The sequence below is a fragment of the Martelella lutilitoris genome (assembly GCF_016598595.1).
Classification (GTDB): Bacteria; Pseudomonadota; Alphaproteobacteria; order Rhizobiales; family Rhizobiaceae; genus Martelella; species Martelella lutilitoris_A.
Map to the genome: position 1 here is coordinate 1634478 of NZ_CP066786.1, position 15051 is coordinate 1649528.

At 60.2% G+C, this 15051-nt stretch carries 12 protein-coding genes and 1 pseudogene; 10 read left to right on the forward strand and 3 right to left on the reverse strand.

Annotation, left to right across the window (positions count from 1 at the left end):
• Positions 1-40: 40 nt before the first annotated feature.
• From JET14_RS07730 to JET14_RS22710, 5 genes and pseudogenes are all read left to right on the forward strand, one after another.
• On the forward strand, positions 41-919 hold the full coding sequence (locus JET14_RS07730; RefSeq protein ID WP_246750557.1) for an FCD domain-containing protein: 879 nt from the start codon (positions 41-43) through the stop codon (positions 917-919).
• A gap of 21 nt (positions 920-940) precedes the next feature.
• Positions 941-1900, forward strand: a complete 960-nt coding sequence (locus JET14_RS07735) for a sialic acid TRAP transporter substrate-binding protein SiaP (RefSeq protein ID WP_200337505.1) — start codon at positions 941-943, stop codon at positions 1898-1900.
• A gap of 58 nt (positions 1901-1958) precedes the next feature.
• Positions 1959-2435, forward strand: coding sequence for a TRAP transporter small permease (locus tag JET14_RS07740; RefSeq protein WP_200337506.1), 477 nt, complete (start codon positions 1959-1961; stop codon positions 2433-2435).
• On the forward strand, positions 2432-3706 hold the full coding sequence (locus tag JET14_RS07745; RefSeq protein ID WP_281435295.1) for a TRAP transporter large permease: 1275 nt from the start codon (positions 2432-2434) through the stop codon (positions 3704-3706). Before JET14_RS07740 ends, JET14_RS07745 begins: the two co-directional genes overlap by 4 nt.
• A gap of 318 nt (positions 3707-4024) precedes the next feature.
• Positions 4025-4156 (forward strand): annotated as a pseudogene (locus JET14_RS22710) (hypothetical protein); the annotation flags it as partial.
• A gap of 3 nt (positions 4157-4159) precedes the next feature.
• On the opposite strand, the gene JET14_RS07750 reads toward JET14_RS22710, so the two are convergent.
• Together JET14_RS07750 and JET14_RS07755 are read right to left on the reverse strand one after the other, a co-directional pair.
• The gene (locus JET14_RS07750) at positions 4160-6619 is read right to left on the reverse strand and encodes a sensor histidine kinase (protein WP_200337507.1); all 2460 of its coding nucleotides are present in this window, start codon (positions 6617-6619) and stop codon (positions 4160-4162) included.
• A gap of 34 nt (positions 6620-6653) precedes the next feature.
• Entirely contained in the window at positions 6654-7331 is a 678-nt protein-coding gene (locus JET14_RS07755) for a response regulator transcription factor (protein ID WP_200337508.1), read from the reverse strand.
• Between the two features lie 105 nt (positions 7332-7436).
• On the opposite strand from JET14_RS07755, the gene phnD reads away from it, so the two are divergent.
• The 4 genes from phnD (at position 7437) to JET14_RS07775 (ending at position 12615) form a co-directional block, all read left to right on the forward strand.
• The gene (gene phnD / locus JET14_RS07760; RefSeq protein ID WP_246750558.1) at positions 7437-8399 is read left to right on the forward strand and encodes a phosphate/phosphite/phosphonate ABC transporter substrate-binding protein; all 963 of its coding nucleotides are present in this window, start codon (positions 7437-7439) and stop codon (positions 8397-8399) included.
• 105 nt (positions 8400-8504) lie between these two features.
• Entirely contained in the window at positions 8505-10316 is a 1812-nt protein-coding gene (locus JET14_RS07765; protein WP_246750559.1) for an ABC transporter permease, read from the forward strand.
• A 2-nt stretch (positions 10317-10318) separates the two neighbouring features.
• Positions 10319-11422 (forward strand): ABC transporter ATP-binding protein, encoded by a 1104-nt coding sequence (locus JET14_RS07770; protein WP_200337510.1) that lies wholly within the window; start codon positions 10319-10321, stop codon positions 11420-11422.
• Between the two features lie 59 nt (positions 11423-11481).
• Positions 11482-12615: an ABC transporter substrate-binding protein gene (locus tag JET14_RS07775; protein ID WP_200337511.1), complete on the forward strand. Its 1134-nt coding sequence runs from the start codon at positions 11482-11484 to the stop codon at positions 12613-12615.
• 225 nt (positions 12616-12840) lie between these two features.
• On the opposite strand, the gene JET14_RS07780 is transcribed toward JET14_RS07775, so the two are convergent.
• Positions 12841-13833 carry a LacI family DNA-binding transcriptional regulator gene (locus JET14_RS07780; protein WP_200337512.1) on the reverse strand — a complete coding sequence of 331 codons (993 nt, stop codon included), beginning with the start codon at positions 13831-13833 and terminating at the stop codon, positions 12841-12843.
• A gap of 151 nt (positions 13834-13984) precedes the next feature.
• Here JET14_RS07780 and JET14_RS07785 point away from each other — a divergent pair, with 151 nt between their 5' ends.
• Complete coding sequence (locus JET14_RS07785; protein WP_200337513.1) at positions 13985-15007, forward strand: ABC transporter substrate-binding protein; 1023 nt, start codon at positions 13985-13987, stop codon at positions 15005-15007.
• The last annotated feature ends 44 nt before the right edge of the window (positions 15008-15051 follow it).

A 15051-nucleotide genomic window follows, 5' to 3' on the forward strand; every position in this document is an offset into this window, starting at 1 on the left:
TCTAGAGATCCGCCCGATCTTACCAAATCGGGCTCCAAGCATGACTTCTGTGTGCCAGAGTCATTTTGGTTTGACAATAAATATTTTATTTCATACTAAATCGAAAAATGGACTTACCAAAATGATTTTTCAGTTAGACAGAGATATGGGAGCGGAGGGAAATTTGGTGTTTTCAGCGCTTCAGGATGACGATGGAACTCCGCGCCAGGCAGCGCAGGCGATTGCTGATGCCCTGATCGGCGAGATCATTCGTGGTGAGATCGCCGTCGGTGATCCGCTTCCCACGGAGCGTGACCTCTGCGTCCGTTTCGATGCCTCGCGCCCGACAGTGCGCGAGGCTTTGGCCATGATGCAGCTGCGCGGCTATCTCAGCGGTGGCGGTGGGCGCCGACCGCGCGCTGCTTCCCCCTCGCTCAGCGATGTCCTGCGTGGTGCTGGTGGCGTTATTCGCGAAATCCTTGGAGACGCCGAAAGTATCGCCCATCTCGAACAGACCCGCGGTTTTATCGAGATCGGCGCCGTTCGCGAGGCAACTATCAGAGCAGACAATGCGCAAATCAGAAGGATCCATGCAGCCGTTGAGGCCAATGAGGCCGCGATCGGTACGCCAGCTTTTCCTGGTACCGATATCGCCTTCCATCGCGCGCTGGTCTCAGTGGTCGATAACCCCATCATCCTGACGCTGCACGATCTGTTCGTTTCAGAGCTGCTCGCCCGCCGCCCGCCGGATCCGGATCAGAAAGCTCATGATCGCCTGGTCTTCGGGGAACACCAGGCGATTTTCCAGGCGATGATCGATGCCGATGTCGTTCGCGCCACCGACATCATGGAGCACCACATGCGGCGCTCCTACCGATCGCGGCTTTTTTCCCGGCGCTTAGCCGCCGGCGAAGGATCGACCGAACGAACCGAGTCATAAAAATACCAAAAGGAGGAAAACATGAAATTCAATAGATTGCTCGCCGCTGCCGCGGTCATGGCCGTGATGGTGGGCACCGCCGAAGCGCGCGAACTGTCGATGGGATCCCAAGACAACGAGAACTCCAACCTGTACAAGGGCATGGTGGCGTTCCAGGAAAAACTGGCAGAGGTTTCGGGTGGTGAATTGACCGTGAAGCTGTTTCCGGCGTCCCAGCTTGGTGACTTCAAGGCGATGGTCGCCATGCTTCAGGCCGGCGAACTCGACCTGGCCACAACCGGCTATCCGGACATGTCCTATGTTATTCCTGAACTCAAGCTTATCGGCGCGCCATATGTCGTGAGCGATTTCCCGGAACTCGAAAGGATCGTCAATGGCCCTTGGGGTCAGAAGATGGAAGCCAAGTTCGAGGACGAAGGCGTAAAAGTCGTCGATCTTTGGTACTACGGCACGCGTCAGACAACCGCCAACCGGCCAATCAACGCCATGGATGACCTCAAGGGCCTGAGGATGCGCACACCGAACGTGCCGTTCCTCATCGCCTATGCCAAGGCTGTCGGCGCAACACCGGCGCCGGTGGCCTTCGCGGAGGTCTATCTCGCCCTGCAGACCAATCAGGTCGATGCCGAAGAGAACCCGCTGCCCACGATCGAGGCGATGAAGTTCTACGAGGTGCAGAGCGCCATCGCGATTACCAACCACTTTATTGCATCCCAGGCGATTCAGGTGTCCCTCGACACATGGGACAGCCTCAACGAGCAGGAACAGGGCTGGGTCGTCGAGGCTGCCAAGGCCGGCGGCGAGGTCAACGACGAACTGACCTTTTCCTCCGAGGCAAGTCTTATGTCCAAGTTCAAGGATCTCGGACTGACCATCACCGAGCCCGACCTGACTCCGTTCCGTGCCGCCATGCAGCCCTATTATGATGAACTCGAAGTTGAGTTCGGCAAGGGTGCTATCGCAGAAGTGCGTGGCGAATAGGATTTGGCGCGGTCGGCGCGAGCCGGCCGCGCCGTTATTCCAGTGCGGAGGAGCAAACATGAAGCCGCGGAGCATCTACAGCCCGGAAGGCATCGCCGCGACCTTGATCTTTTGCGGTCTTATCGTCGTGCTTTTGATACAGATCCTTGGGCGAACGCCATTATTCACCGGGCCTATCTGGACCGAGGAACTGGCACGGTGGCTTTGGGTCTGGATGGCCTTTATCGGCATCGCCGAGGCAGAGCGCACCAATAGCCAGCTCCGCATGGACCTGTTCGGCTCGATGCTCGGTACGCGCGGGCGCAAGATCCTGTTCACGCTCATCGATCTAGCCTATCTCGGCGTCGTGCTGAACCTCGTCCGGATCGGCTATTTCACCGTGCTTAGAACCTGGCGCAATGAGAGCGTGACGCTGTCATTGCCCGATGGTGCATTGTATCTCGCCGCCCTCATCGGTCTTGTCCTCGTCGCCTGGCGCGTGACCTTCCGCCTGATCGGGCTTTTCCGTCGAGACGAAGAAGGGCTGGCATCATGATCCTTGCGATGGTTGGTGGCGCCTGGCTTCTCCTCGTACTCGTCGGCGTGCCGATCGGGGTCGCCATGATCCTGGTCTCGATGGGCTATTTCTACGTGTCCGGCATGGGGTTGAGCTTTGCCGTATTGCGCATGGTGGACGGACTGAACAGCTTTCCGCTACTTGCCGTTCCGCTTTTTCTGCTCGCCGCCGCGATCCTCAATTCGGCGGGGATATCGTCAAAGCTATTCGGTTTCGCACGGGCGCTTGTCGGCCACATCACCGGCGGGCTCGGCCACGTCAACATTTTGGCATCGCTGTTCTTTTCAGGAATGTCCGGGTCGGCCATGGCCGATGCGGGCGGGCTTGGGAAGATGGAAATCGAGGCGATGCGCGACGCAGGCTATGACGACGATTTCGCCGGCGCCGTCACGGCCGCTTCATCGATGATTGGTCCGCTGGTGCCGCCTTCGATCACCATGGTGCTCTATGGTGTTGCCGCAAACACCTCGATCGGCGCGCTCTTCCTGGGCGGCGTCGTTCCCGGACTTTTGTGCGCCTTCTCGCTGATGGTGATGGTCTATTTCATTGCGCGGAAACGGAACTATCCGGTCGAAACTCGGCGCGGCCCGTCCGAGATCGTCTCGTTGTTCTTCGGCTCTCTGCCAGCGCTGCTGACGCCTTTGGTGATCATCGGCGGCATCTTCTCGGGCTACTTTTCACCGACGGAGGCGGCGGCGGTCACCGTCATCTACGCCATTCTCATCGATCTGCTGTTCTACCGCGAGCTGACTTTCAAGCGCCTATGGAACGCGCTCTATGAAACCATGGCAACCTCGGCCTCGATCGCCACGATCATCGCCGGTGTCAGCCTGCTCGGTTTCGTCCTGGCCCGGGAACAGGCGCCGCAGCAGATTACGAACTTGTTTCTGAAGCTTACCAATGATCCGATCAGTTTTCTGATCGCGGTCAACCTGATGATTTTCGTTCTCGGCGCTTTCATCGAGAGCCTGGTGATCCTGTTGATCGTTGTGCCGATCCTGGTGCCGATCGCGCTTGGCTACGGTATCGACCCGGTACATTTTGGCATCATCATTGTCCTCAATCTCATGATCTCGATCTTGACCCCGCCCATGGGCATGGCGCTGTTCATCGTCGCCCAGGTCGGCAAAATACCGTTCCAGCGGCTGGCCCGCGCAATCCTGCCCTGGCTCATCCCGCCGGTCGTGGTGCTGATCCTCGTAACGGCATTCCCGATCCTGTCGACAGGCCTTCCGAGCCTGATGCGCTGATATGCGGGTCGCGCAGTGCCGATGAAAGTTGATTGTAAGAAGCACACTTTGCCAGGTAGTTTTGCATTGATGATGCCGTGTCCGCATCTGGCAGATCCGCATCCCCGGGCGCGGCATCCTTTGGCGATGTCGTGACGGATACGGTTCCTCTCAACGAGATCCGGCTGCATCGCACGGCAGCCAGAGGAGTCGTCGGCCGCCTGAATTTCGATACTCTCGAAAACTTAAGTCGGAAGAAGATGGCGGCTTGTCCGCCATCTTCTTCCGCCATGGTCCATCCGGCTTCAGCGCTACCTTTCAGCTGACTTGTCAGGGTAGGTGATCGACCAGATGGAGCTGCAGCTCGAAGAACTCGAAGCCGCTGCGACCGAAGACGAGATCGAAGCTCTGAACATGGCGAAGACTAAGGCCGTCGCCAGTTCTGGGCGCCGCCGTCCGGCGCGCAAGCCATTGCTATTCCGTTGTAACAAGCTGAAACCAGTTGTCGAGAAAGCGCCCACGTTTGATGGTGTCAAGAAAGACAAGCAACTCTGGACCCAGAGTTATTCTTTGCTCGCTTCCGGGCGCATCAGCGCGGATAGCAAGCCCAAGAACGTCGCTTGCGAAGACTGCGCGTCCCTCCGCTGATAATATCTCTGCGGCGACGAAGGCAGCAAGCGGATGAGTGGACTTGTCTGGGACGAAGATTGTCCAGGGAACCGATAATAGGTAGTCCTGAGGTTCTATATAGTCGATCCGCGCTCCATTTGCCTGTGCAGAGATGACACTGGAGAGGGGGATATTGTATCCGAGGTCGATCTCGCCGGCGGCAAGTGCTGTAAGCAGTTCAGCGCCGGTTTCGAATATCCGTGCCTGTACGCTTCCGAAATCACGCGCCAGCCGCCAGGACAGAGCTGAGCGAAGCGAATCTTGTGTGGCGAGAAGGTAGGAAATGCTGTCGATCCCAACGTTGACGATACCAATGCGTTGGTAATAGGGGCTTGGTGACTGCTCCAGGGCGCGTGCGAGGGCCAGTCTTGTCGTCGGCAGGTCACCTGTTGCCATGGTACCTTCTTTGCGGATCACGAAGACGGCGGGATCGGAATGCATTTCAAAGAGTTCGTTGCGCCAGTGCGCCGGGCGCCCGTCCGGTCCCGTCGAGGCTATAAAGTCGGCCAATGGCCTGACGAAGCCATTGTTGCTCAGCGAGACGGAAATATCCGGCGCTGGAAGAAGCACGATATCAGCGGAACCGAAGGTCGGTGTTCTGACCAAAGCGGCAATCTGCGGCGGACGGAGCGAGGTGTAGTTGATGGCCAGTGAGGGAAAGCGCCCGGCAATCCAGTCCAGTAGGGGACTCATATTGTCGCGCGGCAATGTGCTTACGATCGTGAGGCCCGGCTCCGGCTGCTGCGCATTCAGGTCTGCCGGAGGCAAGAGCGTTGCCAGGCTCAGGAACGCGAATGCCGGAAACCTGATCCAGCCCGCCCGAAACCAGGGCTTGCGGGGCGTCTTGTCTGTGCCGGAGGCATTTGGGATTGGAAGGCGGACCTCCACCCGCAATCCGCCGCCGTCCGCTTCGTCGAGTTCGATTGTTCCGTGCGCCGCGCTGACGACCTCACGGGCGATGGCGAGGCCGAGGCCTGAGCCGGGCCTGTCCATCCGGTCCCGCACATAGCGCTCGAAAACGGCTTCCCTGCGGTCGAGCGCGATACCGGACCCTTTGTCGCAAACGGTCAGAACGGCCTCGCCGCGCCTTGTCGTGACCGCCACGCGCGTCGGACCCGGCGCGTGCAGAAAGGCGTTTTCGATCAGATTGCGGATCATTTCGATCATTCCGACCGGATCGGCGTCGATGAGGACCTGTTGGTCCGGGCGGGAGAATTCCATGCGGCGAAGACCTTCCGCGAACTCGCCATTGCTGCCGATGCGGTTCAGTGCTTCCTCGACATAGTCGGAGAGGTCGCCGGTCTCCGCCTCCCGCATCTTGAGTTTGTGCAGAAGCGTTGCGTCCGTGAGCCACCGGTTTGCCAAGGTGCTGGCCGTTGCGGCATTGCGATGGATCCTCGCGACCCTGTCGCGCATGATCCGGGCATCGGTTTCGTCGAGCGCGACCTCTGCCTGCGCGCGCAGCGCCGCAAGTGGCGTGCGAAGCTGATGGGCGGCATCGGCCGTGACGCGCCGCAGCCCCTCCAGCGTCGAGGCGAGCTGGGCCATGAAATCGTTGAGTGCGACGACGAGCGTTTCGATTTCCCTGGGGACGTCCCGTGAAATCGGGCTGAGGTCGGAGCGGGCTCGGTTGCGCAGAACCCTCGCCACCGAGCGCAGGGGCCGGAACGCAAGGCGGATGCCGCCCCACATAAGGAGAAAGGCGGCGACCGCGACGGCCGCTGCGGGAACAAGCGAGTCGACGATAAGATGGCTGGTCAGAGCGTTGCGTGATTCCCGCGTTTCGGCGACCAACACGTCAATCCATCCCGCATCTCCGGTTGTCGCGTCGGTTCTGTAGCGCGCCACGGCCGCGATGCGCACCGGCTCGCCGTCCATCGTTCCGTCTGAAAGCCTGAGAGAGGGGGTCTGCGGCGTCTCGATATCGAGGCCCAGAACCGGAGAACCGGTGACGACCGACCCGTTTGGCGCCACGACCCGATAGAATATTCTGTTCATCTGGGTCGTTCCCAGGATGGCGAAGGCCGAATAGGGGATATCGACGATGACGTTGCCGTTCTCATAGGCGGCGGTATCGGCGATGGCCAGGGCTGCCGCTCCCAGCACGCGGTCAAAGGCCTCATCGGCGGCGCGATAGGCGTTGTTGTAGGCGGTGTTGTAGATCAGGGCCCCGGCGAGAAGAAACACGAACCCGGCGCTTGCAATCACCGCTTTTTCGATCGAAAGGCGCGCCAGCCGCTGCCGGATTGAAAGGCCGTCGGTCATTTCCTGCTCCGGTTTCTCCTCTTGGGCAGACGTCTTAACCTTGGCTGCTTATTTGCCGCAAGATGTAGCCGACGCCGCGCTGCGTGACGATCTCGACCTGGGCGCCCTGCAGTTTTTTTCGCAGACGAGAGACCAGCAGTTCCACCGCATTGGGCGTGCCCGCGTCATCATGACCGAAAAGCCTGACCACGACATGTTCCTTGTTGACCGGCGTGCCAGGCGCTTTGGCCAGCGCCTCGAGCATATCGTATTCGCGGCGGCCGAGCTCCAGCGGCGCGCCGGCAAGGCTGGCCGCCCGGTTATTGATGTCCAGTCTGAGGTCGCCAAAGACGATCTCACCCGTGGTTATGCCGCTGCTGCGGCGTGCAAGCGCGCGCACCCGAGCCGCCACCTCGCTGAGATCGCAGGGCTTGACGATGTAATCGTCGGCGCCAAGATCGAGCAATCCCACCTTGTCAGCAATCTGGTTACGGGCTGTCATGACCAGAACCGGCGTCCTGCTTCCGCTCCGACGCACCGCCGAAAGAACCTCAAAACCGTCGCGTTTCGGAAGGTTGAGGTCGAGGATGACGACATCAAAACCGTCGCTCATGGCATAGTCCTCGCCGCGCTCGCCATCGCCGACATGTTCGACATCGTGCCCCTCGCGGCGCAGCTTTGTCGCAATGGCGTCGGCAAGGTCCTCGGAGTCTTCAACTAATAGTATTCGCATTTCTTCCCATGACAGGACTCTGACAGAAAATCCGCCTAGTCTCTTCTCCCAAGGGCCAAGGCGAAACCGCACGCGCGTTCTCCTGGCCCGGGAGGAGACTATACTTTGACGAACGCAGGAAGAACAGGCTTGCTGGCTTGCGCCATTGCCGTTTGCGCGTCGGCCGCCATGGCGGGCGCGAATGCCGAGCAATGCGCCAGACCCTATCTGGCGGCGCCATACAGCGACTGCAACAATGATCTCGTCGCCGACCTTCCCGCCGATCCGGCGTTGTGGAGGAACCCGCCGACGCTGGTTTGGGCCTATGCGCCGATCGAGGATCCGGCGGTTTACGCCGAGCTCTTCAAGCCTTTCACCAACCACCTGGGCCAGTGCCTCGAACGGCAGATAGTCTACTATCCCGTCTTGACCGGTGCCGCCGAAATCGAGGCTCTGAAATCGGGCCGTCTGCATTTCGCCGGGTTCGCGACGGGATCGACGGTCACGGCCGTTCGCGAGGCCGGCGCCGTGCCTTTCGCCACCAAGGGAATAGGCGACGAGGTCCGGGGCTATCGTCTGATCGCCGTGGTGCGCAAGGGGTCTCCCTATCACAAGCTCAGCGACCTTGCGGGCCGGCGGGTGGCGCATTCCAGTCCGTTGTCCAATTCCGGAAACCTCGCGCCGCGGGCCCTGTTCCCCGAACAGGGGCTGCGACCCGACATCGACTATATGCCGATCATGTCCGGCGGACATGACAAGTCCCTGCTTGGACTGGTCGCCGGCGATTACGACATGGCCGCCGTCGCGTCGGATGTCTACGAGCGCATGGCGGACAGGGGCATGATCGATCCCGAGAGCGTGCGGATCATTTATGAAAGCCCGCTCTTTCCGACATCCTCGTTTGTCTATGCGCATGATCTCGATCCGGAGCTGTCATCCGCCCTGGAACGCTGCTTTTTCGGCTTTCTGTTCCCGCCGGAGATGCAGGCGGAATTCAATGGCGACACCAATTTCATTCCGCTTTCCTACAAGGACAGCTGGGCGACGGTGCGCGACGTCATGGGCAGGGCAAATGCCATGGCGGAATAGAGCCTAGCCGAAGCGGCGGCGCCCGACGGCGCCGCTCACTCACACACGCAACAGCCGAGGTAAACTTCAATGGGATCTTTCACGGGATCGCCACCGGGGACGACTGTGCCCGCGGTCAGGGGCAAAAGCCGGATCCATCGCTGGCTTTACTACAGCCGCATTGCGGCGAACGAGCCGGCGGGACTGCTCGCCATCGTTCTCCTTGTACTCTTCTTCTACCTGATTGCCGCGCCGGTCCTTCTGTTGCTGGCCGATGCATTCCGGGTTCAGTACGCCGAGCAGGCGCGCACCGGAAAAGAGGTGGGGGCGCTGACAACCTATTACGTCCAGCGGGTCATGCTTTCACCCATCGCCCGGGATGTTTTCTGGACGCCGCTTTTCAATACGGCGACCATCGCGGCGGGTGCGATCGTCGTCGCGCTTGTCGTCGGCACACCGCTCGGCTGGCTCCTGAGTCGCACCGATCTTCCGGGAAAACGCTGGTTTTCGACCGCGCTCATCGTTCCCTACATGCTGCCGTCATGGACCTTTGCCCTGGCGTGGACGACCCTTTTCAAAAACCGGACGACCGGCGGCGCCACCAGTTGGGCGGAGGCGGTTGGCTTCGAGCCGCCGGACTGGCTCGCCTACGGCTTCCTGCCGATTACGCTGATCCTGGCGTTGCACTACACGCCCTTCGTGATCCTGCTTTTCGGAAACGCCCTGCGCAAGTTCGATTCTCAACTTGAGGATTCCGCCCGCATTCTCGGCGCCGGCCGATGGGACGTGGCGCGCCGCATAATATTGCCCTTGATGCTGCCGGCGCTGGTTTCCGCTTCAACACTGATCTTCGCCAAATGTCTCGGAGACTTCGGCGTGGCTTATATCGTCGGGGTTCCCGTCGGCTATGATGTTCTTGCCACCTCGCTGTTCCGCGCGATCAGCACCAGCCAGACCGGCGTCGCCGCCGTCCTGGCCGGAACGATCGTTCTGCTCGGCGCCGTCTCCATTCTCATCGACATGCGTCTTTTGAAGGAAGCGCGCCGTTTCGAGACGATCGGTTCAAAAAGCGCGATGAACAGGGTGACGCCGTTGCGAAAATGGCGGCTTCCGGCGACCGGCTTCGCCCTTCTCGTTTTCACCGTCAGCGCAGCCATTCCGCTTCTGGCATTGGGGCTGACCACGGTGATGCTGCGTCCCGGCGTCTTCGCGCTGGACAATTTCACCCTGGATTTCTGGCTGGGGCGCAACCTCGAGACGACAGCACTGCATCAGGGTATTCTTCTCACGCCGGAATTCTGGGCCGCGACATGGAACACGGTGACCATCGTCGGCGGAGCGGCGGTCAGCTCGGGAATTCTCGGACTGCTGGTGGGTTTCGCGGTCGTGCGATCGCCGGTCCCCTTCGTCGGCGGATTGCTGCGCCAGATCACATTCATGCCCTATCTGGTTCCCGGCATTGCCTTTGCCGCGGCCTATCTGGTCATGTTCGCCTTTCCGCGCGGCCCGCTGCCGGCACTCTACGGGACGTCGATCATTCTGTTTCTGGCGCTCGTCGCCGACCAGATGCCCTTTGCATCCCGCGCGGGCATCACCGCCATGATGCAGCTTGGCAGGGATCCCGAGGACGCGGCGCGCATCGCCGGCGCCGGGTGGTTCCGGCGGTTGGGCTCGGTCGTCATTCCGATCCAGCGCGGCTCGCTGGTCTCGGGCATCCTTCTGCCGTTCATATCCGGCCTGAAGGGACTGAGCCTCGTCGTCGTCCTCGCCGTTCCCGGCACCGACGTCCTCACCACCTATGCCATCCGTCTCGTCGACTACGGATACAGCCAGGCGGCCAACGCGGTCGTGCTGATGATCTGCGCGATCGCCTTTTTCGGAACGCTGGGCGTGCAAAAGCTCACCAGAAGTTCGCTCTCTGACGGGTTGGGGAAGTAATCATGTCGAATATCAATCTCGTAAACATTTCGAAAGCCTATGCGAAGAATGCGCCGAAGGCCGTCGAGAACCTGGACATCGAAATCGCCGATGGCGAATTCCTCTGCCTTCTCGGCCCTTCGGGCTGCGGCAAGACGACGACATTGCGCATGCTTGCCGGTTTGGAGCACCCAACGGATGGCAAGATCCTGATCGATGGAAAGCCGATCGTTTCGGTCGATGACGGGATCTATACGCCCCCTGAAAAGAGGGGGCTCGGCCTGGTCTTCCAGAGTTATGCGCTTTGGCCGCACCTTACCGTCGAAGAGAATGTCGCATTCGGGCTGAGGCTTCGGAAAGTGCCGCAGAGCGAACGCGACAAGACCGTTGCCGAAGTGATGGAGACGCTTTCGATCGCCCAGTATCGCGATCGCTATCCGAGCCAGCTTTCCGGCGGGCAACAGCAGCGTGTCGCACTGGCCCGGACGCTTGCGACCCGCCCCGGCATCATCCTGCTGGATGAGCCGCTGTCCAACCTGGACGCCAAGCTGCGGCTGGAAATGCGCGCGGAACTGAAACGCATCCACCGCGAAATGGGGGCGACGATCATTTTCGTGACCCACGACCAGTGGGAAGCCATGACGCTCGCCACGACAATCGCGGTGATGAGCGACGGCACGCTCCAGCAGCTGGGCAATCCGACGGATATCTATGAAAGACCGGCGAACCGGTTTGTCGCGGGCTTCGTGGGAAGCATGCCGATCAACTTCATCGATGTCTCCCATGGCGACACCGGCATTCTCGCCACCTGGACGCGGACGATGCTGGCTGATCATGCAGAGCCGGCGAAAGTCGCGACCGTCGGCATCCGGCCCGAAGCGATCCGTGTTCTTCCCGAGGGAGAAAACGCCGGCCCGGACTGCGTCGTTGCCGCAGGCGCACGCGTGAACGATGTGTTGCCGACCGGCGGAAGCTGGATCATCGAGCTGCTTGTCGAAGGCCGCAAGGTCTTCGCCATCACAGAGAGCACGCCGTCGCATCGCGCCGGCGATGCCGTCAATCTCGCTGTCGAGCGGGGCCACCTGCATCTTTTCGACAGCGAGGACAACCGGATCGCAACGGCCTGAGAGCGGCATGCGATTCCATCTTTACCCAAGAAAACCGGATTAATCTGGAGGAGAAACTCATGAAAACCATGATCCTGGCAACCACGGCTCTTGCGCTTGGCGGGGTGCTGCTGTCGTCCACCGCCAATGCGCAGGATCTCGGCATATCCGATTCGGACTACTCGCTTGACGCCCTCATCGAAGCGGCGCGTCAGGAAGAACCGATCACGGTCATCGACGCCACCGGCAAGATTGTGACGATGGCCGAGAACTTCACGGAGAAATACGGCGTTCAGGCGACGGGCGTCAAAATGTCCGCTTCCGAGCAGGAACAGGTCATCACCCGCGAGGCGCAGTCCAACAATGTGCGCACGGATGTCTTCAACATGAGCAACCTGCCGTCGGTCACTTCGCAGATCCTGCCGCAGGGCTTCGGCGTGAGCTGGTTCCCACCGGATCTTGCCGATGAGGTTCCTGAAAACTACCGCAACCCGGCGATCACCAGCCTCAATCCGTGGGTCTGGGCCTATAACGACGCGGTCTATACCGACGGTTGCCCGATCGACAACATGTGGGCGCTGACGGAACCGGACTGGAAGGGGCGCGTGGCCATCCCCGATCCGCTCCTGCGCAATGAAACCATGTTCTGGTTCAACCAGCTTGCCACCAATTCAGACGACAAAATGGCCGAGGCCTATGAAGCCTATTTCGGCGAGCCGCTCGAGACCGATGAAGCGAGCGCCACCGCCGAATGGGTGAAGCGACTCGCCGCCAACCAGCCGGTCGTCACCAAGGGCGATTCCGATGTCGGTCCGATCATCGGCGCTCCGGGACAGGAAAAGCCGTTTATGGGCTTGCTCAGCGCGGCCATCTTCCGCCATGCCGACCGTGATGGCTACAGCATGGGGATTTGCGAAGGGTTGAAGCCATTTGTCGGTCAGTTGACGCCGCGCGTCGCTGTCATTGCGGCTGGAACCGACAGCCCGAACGCCGCCAAGCTGTTCGTGCACTATATGATGACTGGCGAGGGCATGGCGCCGCAGCTCTCCGACGGCAAGATCTCGACCAACGAAAATGCGGTCATGCCCGAAGACGAGCATTCCGGCGTGTTCGATGTCCGCGACCAGCTGCATGTCACCGACTCCGCGACCACAGCGGATGATTTTGCCAAGCTTCAGGACTGGCAGGATTTCTGGATCGTGAACAATCGCTAAATAGCATCGAGCAAGCGGGAAGCCGGAAATGAATTTCGGCTTTCCGCATCTGAATACAGCAGGAGAATCCGAGGGAACGCGCTGATTCCTTAGGGGCCTACGTCCATTCGAGCGGTCGAAACGGGGAGAAGGCACCAGCATCATACCGGAGGCGTCGATCGTCCACTCTTGTTCGCTTGGATGCCCGTGGCTGTCTTGATCGCAGGGATCTGGATTCTGAAGGTCCTAGTCTCGGACGGTCTTCCGCCACACCATGCGGGAGGACAGGATGATCGAACGCGGCTCATTATGCCCAGGCTCGGAAAGGTAGCTGACTGCAGCCTTGGCAAAATCATCAACGGGCTGACTGAAGGTCGTCAGATTGTAGCTGTCCCAATCGGCCTGCTCGATATCATCGAAGCCGATGATGGAAACATCTTCGGGCACACGTAATTTCAGTCGCTGGCGGGCAGCATCGAGCACGCCGCACGCGATCAGGTCGGTCGAGCAGAAAATGCCATCCGGACGGTCCGGCCGGGTCAGCAGGCGCATACCGACATCGAGCCCCGTCTGATAGGAGGTCATGCCGCTTGCATCTTCGATGAGTGCCAAGCCTGCATCAGCCGCAGCGGCAGCAAAGCCCTTGCGTCGGTCCTCGAGGCTTGGGGTTCCCGCCAGTGATGAGGCAAATGCCATGCGCCTGCAACCCGCGGCGAACAAGGCGGCAAACGCTTGGCGCCCGGCAGCAGCGTCGTCCAGCCTTAGCTGAAGCGTGCCGGCGCGCTCTTCATCGCGATTGATCAGGACCAGGCGCATGCCATTGCGCAGGCAAATCTCGGCCAGCGATGTGTCCGGCATGCCGGAGAGAATGATCGCCGCTTCCGTGCGATAGGAAATGGCCTGGCGCAAGGCCTGGGCGACGCTTTCGTCCGACCGGTCCGTATTGATCAGCATGCCGACCTTGTCGGCAGCCTGCAATTGGCTCGAAAGGGCGGCAAGCAGGGTGGACCGATAGGGCGTGTTAATCTCGGCCGCGATGAGAGCGACAATCCCCGTTTTCGATGTCAGAAGACCGCGCGCCAGATTGTTCACCTGGTATCCGAGCTTCTCGGCCGCCTCATAGACCTTTGCGCGGGTTTCGGAGGAAACGGAAGCGCCTGGCGTGAAGGCTCTAGAAACCGCCGTGCGAGAGACCCCGGCCAGCTCCGCTACATCTTTTGCACTTACCTGAGCTCTCATCAATCCAACTTCTTGCAAACCTGTGCATTGGCATATTTCATAAAATTAGCGCCAAATTGCTACAGTTTATTGACATAAGGAAATTTTAAATTCAAGGTAATGCACAGCTGTGCATCAAGCCAGCACCCGGAAACGGGAATGGGAGGAGAACATGAATACATTGAAGTGCGCCCTTGCGGGCGCAGCAATAATGTTGCCCGCCAGCGCCATGGCGGATGAGCTGAACCTGATCTGCTCGGCCGATGTCGTCATCTGTGAGCGGCTTGTCACCGAGTTCGAGAGCAGCCATCCGGATACCGATGTGAACATGGTGAGAATGTCATCTGGTGAGGCCTATGCGAAAATCAGGGCCGAAGCCCGTAATCCGCAGACCGATCTCTGGTGGGGAGGGACGGGAGACCCTCATCTTCAGGCCGGACATGACGGGCTGACCGCCGAATACAAGTCACCCATGCTGGCCGAGTTGCAGGACTGGGCGCAAGGACAGGCAGAAGTCTCTGATTTCCGTACGGTGGGAGTCTATTCCGGCGCTTTGGGCTGGGGATACAACAAAGAGCTGTTTGCGGAAAAGGGCATCACCGCCCCGGAGTGCTGGGCCGACTTGCTGGATCCTGCCTTGAAGGGCGAGATCCAGATAGCCGACCCGAACTCGTCCGGCACGGCCTATACGACGCTTGCAACGCTCGTCCAGCTGATGGGTGAGGACGAAGCTTTCGATTTTCTGAAGAAAATGCATGCGAACGTCTCGCAGTACACCAAGTCCGGCAGTGCTCCCGTGAAAGCGGCAGCACGCGGTGAAACGGGGCTGGGTATTGTCTTTCAGCATGATGCCGTCGCTCAGGCGGTGTCCGGCTTCCCGATCGGAGTCGTCGCCCCCTGCGAGGGGACGGGATATGAAATCGGTTCCATGTCCATGATCGAGGGTGCGCAGAACCCGGAAGCGGCCAAGACCTTCTATGACTGGGTGCTGACGGCAGAGGTGCAGAACATGATGCCGGAAGCGGGTTCATTCCAGATTCCGTCAAATGCCAGCGCGACGCCGCCCGAAGAGGCGCCGGACCTGTCGACGATCAAGCTGATCGACTATGACTTTGCCGAATATGGCAGCGCGGAAAGGCGCAAGGCCTTGCTGGCACGGTGGGACGATGAAATCGGGTCCCTGCCGCTCCAATAACGTGACCAGACGCAGGCAGGCTGGAGCCTGCCTGCGTTCGCGCC

What these genes read in the sequence shown, in the direction of transcription:
- JET14_RS07730 (WP_246750557.1), top strand. Translation starts at nt 41, where the DNA reads ATGACTTCTGTGTGCCAGAGTCATTTTGGTTTGACAATAAATATTTTA.
- JET14_RS07770 (WP_200337510.1), top strand. Translation starts at nt 10,319, where the DNA reads ATGTCGAATATCAATCTCGTAAACATTTCGAAAGCCTATGCGAAGAAT.
- JET14_RS07775 (WP_200337511.1), top strand. Translation starts at nt 11,482, where the DNA reads ATGAAAACCATGATCCTGGCAACCACGGCTCTTGCGCTTGGCGGGGTG.
- JET14_RS07785 (WP_200337513.1), top strand. Translation starts at nt 13,985, where the DNA reads ATGAATACATTGAAGTGCGCCCTTGCGGGCGCAGCAATAATGTTGCCC.
- JET14_RS07735 (WP_200337505.1), top strand. Translation starts at nt 941, where the DNA reads ATGAAATTCAATAGATTGCTCGCCGCTGCCGCGGTCATGGCCGTGATG.
- JET14_RS07750 (WP_200337507.1), bottom strand. Translation starts at nt 6,619, where the DNA reads ATGACCGACGGCCTTTCAATCCGGCAGCGGCTGGCGCGCCTTTCGATC.
- JET14_RS07780 (WP_200337512.1), bottom strand. Translation starts at nt 13,833, where the DNA reads ATGAGAGCTCAGGTAAGTGCAAAAGATGTAGCGGAGCTGGCCGGGGTC.
- JET14_RS07745 (WP_281435295.1), top strand. Translation starts at nt 2,432, where the DNA reads ATGATCCTTGCGATGGTTGGTGGCGCCTGGCTTCTCCTCGTACTCGTC.
- JET14_RS07755 (WP_200337508.1), bottom strand. Translation starts at nt 7,331, where the DNA reads ATGCGAATACTATTAGTTGAAGACTCCGAGGACCTTGCCGACGCCATT.
- JET14_RS07740 (WP_200337506.1), top strand. Translation starts at nt 1,959, where the DNA reads ATGAAGCCGCGGAGCATCTACAGCCCGGAAGGCATCGCCGCGACCTTG.